The sequence below is a fragment of the Streptomyces sp. SBT349 genome, assembly GCF_001083795.1.
In the GTDB taxonomy this organism is placed as follows: Bacteria; Actinomycetota; Actinomycetes; order Streptomycetales; family Streptomycetaceae; genus Streptomyces.
Map to the genome: position 1 here is coordinate 1 of NZ_LAVK01000476.1, position 4,574 is coordinate 4,574.

Consider the following 4,574-nt stretch of genomic DNA (forward strand, 5'->3'; position numbering starts at 1 on the left):
CGACCCGCTGCCCATGGACGCCCCGGCCTCCATGCCGGAACGCACCCCGATCTTCGAGGAGATGGAGTCGACGTGGTTCGGCGTGCGCCGCGCCACGCCGCCGGGCGCCCGCAGCCGGGCCGCGCTGCCGCGCAGCCGGGGACCGGCGAGCAGACGGGAGCGCCCTGGCGCCCGTCCCCCAACGACGAGCGCTGGCGGCAGGCCGAGCAGCTGCGGCAGCCCAGCGCCGGTGGCGTCACCACCTCGGGGCTGCCCCGGCGGGTGCCGCGCGCCAACCTGGTCGCCGGAGCGGCGCAGTCGGAGCAGCAGGCGGTGCCCTCGGGCCCGTCGGTCTCGCGCCGCCCTGACGACGTCCGCGGCCGGCTGACCAACCTCAGGCGCGGCATTCAGCAGGGGCGCCAGGCCGGCACCTCGGCCGGCCACACGGACCGGGGCCATGGCCCCACGTACCAGCAGTAGGAGCGTTAGTGTGAGCCCGATGAGCCAGGCGGCGCAGAACCTGAACTGGTTGATCACCAGCTTTGTGGACAGCACTCCGGGGGTGTCGCACACGGTGGTGGTGTCCGCTGATGGTCTGCTTCTGGCGATGTCCGAGGGGTTCCCGCGGGATCGTGCGGATCAGTTGGCGGCGGTGGCGTCGGGTTTGACGTCGTTGACGGCTGGTGCGTCGCGGATCTTCGAGGGTGGTGCGGTGAATCAGACGGTGGTGGAGATGGAGCGGGGGTTTCTCTTCATCATGTCGATCTCGGACGGTTCGTCGTTGGCGGTGTTGGCGCATCCCGAGGCCGATATCGGCCTGGTGGGTTATGAGATGGCACTGCTGGTGGACCGCGCCGGTACGGTATTGACCCCCGATCTGCGCGCCGAGCTCCAAGGAAGCCTTCTCAACTGACCCCCGGCTCCCCCCACATGAGCACCACCACTCGCCTCATCGACCTCATGTCCCGCTCGGAGGAGCTATGATCACCCCGCCACCCTCGCAGGGCTCGTACGGTGCTCAACATCGCTACGGCTCGTTCGACGACGAGGGCGACCAGCCTCTGGTGCGTCCGTACGCGATGACCGGTGGCCGGACCAGGCCGCGGTACCAGCTGGCGATCGAGGCGCTGGTCAGCACCACGGCGGAGCCCGTTCAGCTCCAGGGCCTGCTGCCGGAGCACCAGCGGATCTGCCACCTGTGCCTCGAGGTCAAGTCCGTCGCCGAGGTGTCGGCCCTGCTGGGGATGCCGCTGGGGGTGGCCCGCATTCTGGTGGCCGATCTCGCCGAGGCCGGGCTTGTCGCCATTCACCAGCCGGGCAGCGACGCGGAACCGGGTGGCCAGCCAGATGTGACACTGCTCGAAAGGGTGCTCAGTGGACTTCGGAAGCTCTAGCGCCGCGGGGCGTGCGGCGCCCTCGTCCTCGACCACGTCCGCGAAGATCGTGATCGCGGGTGGGTTCGGCGTGGGGAAGACCACGTTCGTGGGGGCGGTGTCGGAGATCAATCCGCTGCGGACGGAGGCGGTGATGACGTCGGCCTCGGCGGGGATCGACGACCTCACGCACACGGCGGGGAAGACCACCACGACGGTGGCGATGGACTTCGGCCGGATCACGCTGGACCAGGACCTGATCCTGTACCTGTTCGGTACGCCGGGGCAGGACCGTTTCTGGTTCATGTGGGACGACTTGGTCCGAGGTGCCATCGGTGCTGTCGTCCTGGTCGACACCCGGCGTCTTTCCGACTGTTTCCCCGCGGTGGACTACTTCGAGAACAGCGGCCTGCCGTTCGTGATCGCCCTCAACGGCTTCGACGGCCACCAGCCCTATGCGCCGGAGGAGGTGCGTGAGGCGTTGCAGATCGGCCCGGATGTCCCGATCATCATCACCGACGCCCGCCACCGGCAGGAGGCCAAGAGCGCGCTGATCACCCTCGTCGAGCACGCCCTGCTCGCCCGCCTCCACTGATCCGCCGGCATCAGCGTCGCTGTGTTCTTAGACACGTCTTCTCCCAAGGGTCATAACAATTCAAAGGAGATGGCGCACGGAATCAGCACGCCTGGCGAGCGATTCGTCTCTCTCCGCGCACATCGTGCCGCTCTTTTGTCTCGCTCAGCCGTAATGCCCGATTTAACGCTCCTGTCGGCGAAGGGAATCGGGGCGGTCCGGGGGATTGGAAAGTCGTCTCCCGACGTGCTGGAATCCACACAACTCCGCAGTCGTGTCATACAGCAGCGACCGTGTGCCGATGCCGAGAGGTGAGAGCCCAGTGAGGCGCAGCAGCGCGACCCCCACCCCCCGCGGCGAGCCAGGTGACTCCACGCCCGCCGGCCGGGCGCGTGTCACCCCGCCGACGGCCGGTCTGCCGACCGGAGGCGACGCCCTGCCCGCCTCCACCGGCTCCCGGTTCGCCCCGCGCAACTGGCGGGTGGCGACCAAGCTCTACGCGATCCTTCTGACGCCCGTCCTCGTCGCCCTGGTCCTGGGCGGCTTCCGCGTCTACGACGCCTACGACACCTGGCACGAGGCGGACGACGCCGAGCGCGTGGCCGAGCTGGTGCGCGCCTCCACCGCCTACGCGCACGCCCTCATCGACGAACGGGACATCACCGCGGGCCCGTTGCTCAGGGGCGACCGGAACGCCCCCGAGGTCGCCGAGGCCCGGCAGCGCACCGACGACGCGGGCCGGGAGTTCCACGCGCGGCTCGAGGACACCCCGCGCACCGAGAACCTCAGTCGCCGCCTGGAGGACGTGGCGGCGGTCGAGCAGCTGCTCGGACCGCTGCGGGAGCGCGCGTACACCGACGAGCTGCCCGCGGTGGAGACCGAGGAGGGGTACGTCCAGGTCCAGCACCCGCTGATGTCGCTGGCCAACGAGATCGGCCTCGGCACCGACAACATCACCTCCTACGGCCGCACCGTCTACGCCGTCTCGCTCTCCAAGGCCGCCAGTTCGCTCCAGCGCTCCATCGGCACCCACCTCCTCGTCGCGCCGGGACCCGGCCCGGAGACGACCGCTCTCCAGCTGACCGCGTTCGGCAGCTACGCCTACCTGGAGAACATCGCGAAGGCCGAGTTCGCCGCGGCGGGCACCCCCGAGAACTCCGGGCGGCTGGCCGGCGCGATGAGCGAGAACGCCGCCGAGGTCGCGGCGGACGCGCCCGACGCCCCCTCGCTGGACGAGATGGTCGGGCTGATCGCCTCCGGCGGCTCCGCCGAGGAGCTGCGCGGGCAGGGCGTCACCGAGGAGAGCTGGTTCCGGGCGGCGACCGCAGAGTTCGACGCGTACCGCACCGTCGAGCGCGAGCTGGTGGACACCACCGTGACCGAGGCGCAGGAGATCGCCTCGTCGGCGCGGGGGGCCATGATCCTCAACGGGATCGCCGTCCTGGCCGCGCTGCTGCTGGCGTTCATCCTGGCCGGGCTGATGGCCAGGTCGATGAGCCACAACATGCGCCGCCTGCGCGGCGCCGCCTTCGTGGTGGCCGAGCAGCGGCTGCCCGCGCTGGTCGACCAGCTCTCCCGCACCGACCCGGGCGACGTGGACACCCGCGTGGCCCCGACGCCGGTCCACACGCAGGACGAGATCGGCGAGGTGGCACGGGCGTTCGACCAGGTCCACCGCGAGGCCGTGCGCCTCGCCGCGGAACAGGCCCTGCTGCGGGGCAACGTCAACGCCATCTTCACCAACCTCTCCGCCCGCAACCAGGGCCTCATCGAGCGCCAGCTCGCCCTGATCAGCGAGCTGGAGAACAACGAGGCCGACCCCGAGCAGCTGGAGAGCCTCTTCAAGCTGGACCACCTGGCCACCCGCATGCGCCGCAACGGCGAGAACCTGCTGGTCCTCGCGGGCCAGGAGCCCGAGCACCGGTGGAACCAGGAGGTGGCGCTCGTGGACGTGATGCGCGCCGCCGCCTCCGAGGTCGAGGCGTACGCGCGCATCGAGCTCGCCGGCGTCCCGGAGACCGAGATCCACGGCGCGGTGGTCAACGACCTGGTGCACCTGCTGGCCGAGCTGCTGGAGAACGCCACGTCGTTCTCCTCCCCGCACACCAAGGTCAAGGTCATGGCCACCCAGCTGCCCGACGGCCGGGTCATGATCGAGATCCACGACAAGGGGATCGGGCTCAACCAGGAGGACTTCGCGGAGATCAACAAGCGGCTGGCCGACCCGCCCGCCGTCGACGCGGCGATCTCCCGGCGCATGGGCCTGTACGTGGTCGGCCGGCTCGCCGAACGGCACGGCATCCGCGTTCAGCTGCGGCCCTCGGGCGAGCAGACGGGCACCACCTCGCTGGTGATGCTCCCGGCCGCGATCGCCCAGGGCGGCGGCGCGCCCGCGCGGCACCCGGAGGACGAGTTCACCGTCTCCCGGATCGTCCCCGAGGATCCGAGGGGTGTGGCTCCCGGGCCGGGCCAGGGCCCGGTGCCCGCGACGGACGCCCGTTCGGCCGCCGAGTACGGCTTCGACGACTCCGGGTCGAGGTCCGGGACCGCGCTCTCGGACCCGGCGACCCCGGCCAGCCGCAGCGTCCGGGCGGCGGCCACGGCCGTCGCCACGTCCGCCGCCCGCCGCGCGTCCCGCACGCCGCCGC

5 protein-coding genes are annotated in these 4,574 nt (G+C 71.0%); all 5 read left to right on the forward strand.

Annotated elements, in window-relative coordinates:
* The first annotated feature begins 72 nt into the window (after nt 1–72).
* Nucleotides 73–459, forward strand: coding sequence for a hypothetical protein (locus ADY01_RS41675; RefSeq protein ID WP_049580450.1), 387 nt, complete (start codon nt 73–75; stop codon nt 457–459).
* 19 nt (nt 460–478) lie between these two features.
* Nucleotides 479–892, forward strand: a complete 414-nt coding sequence (locus tag ADY01_RS33110) for a roadblock/LC7 domain-containing protein (RefSeq protein WP_049580451.1) — start codon at nt 479–481, stop codon at nt 890–892.
* Between the two features lie 67 nt (nt 893–959).
* Nucleotides 960–1,373: a DUF742 domain-containing protein gene (locus tag ADY01_RS33115; protein ID WP_049580452.1), complete on the forward strand. Its 414-nt coding sequence runs from the start codon at nt 960–962 to the stop codon at nt 1,371–1,373.
* Nucleotides 1,354–1,947: a GTP-binding protein gene (locus tag ADY01_RS33120; RefSeq protein ID WP_078900818.1), complete on the forward strand. Its 594-nt coding sequence runs from the start codon at nt 1,354–1,356 to the stop codon at nt 1,945–1,947. Before ADY01_RS33115 ends, ADY01_RS33120 begins: the two co-directional genes overlap by 20 nt.
* Nucleotides 1,948–2,248: 301 nt before the next feature.
* A partial coding sequence (locus tag ADY01_RS33125; RefSeq protein WP_053171473.1) for a nitrate- and nitrite sensing domain-containing protein occupies nt 2,249–4,574 on the forward strand: 2,326 nt, incomplete at its 3' end.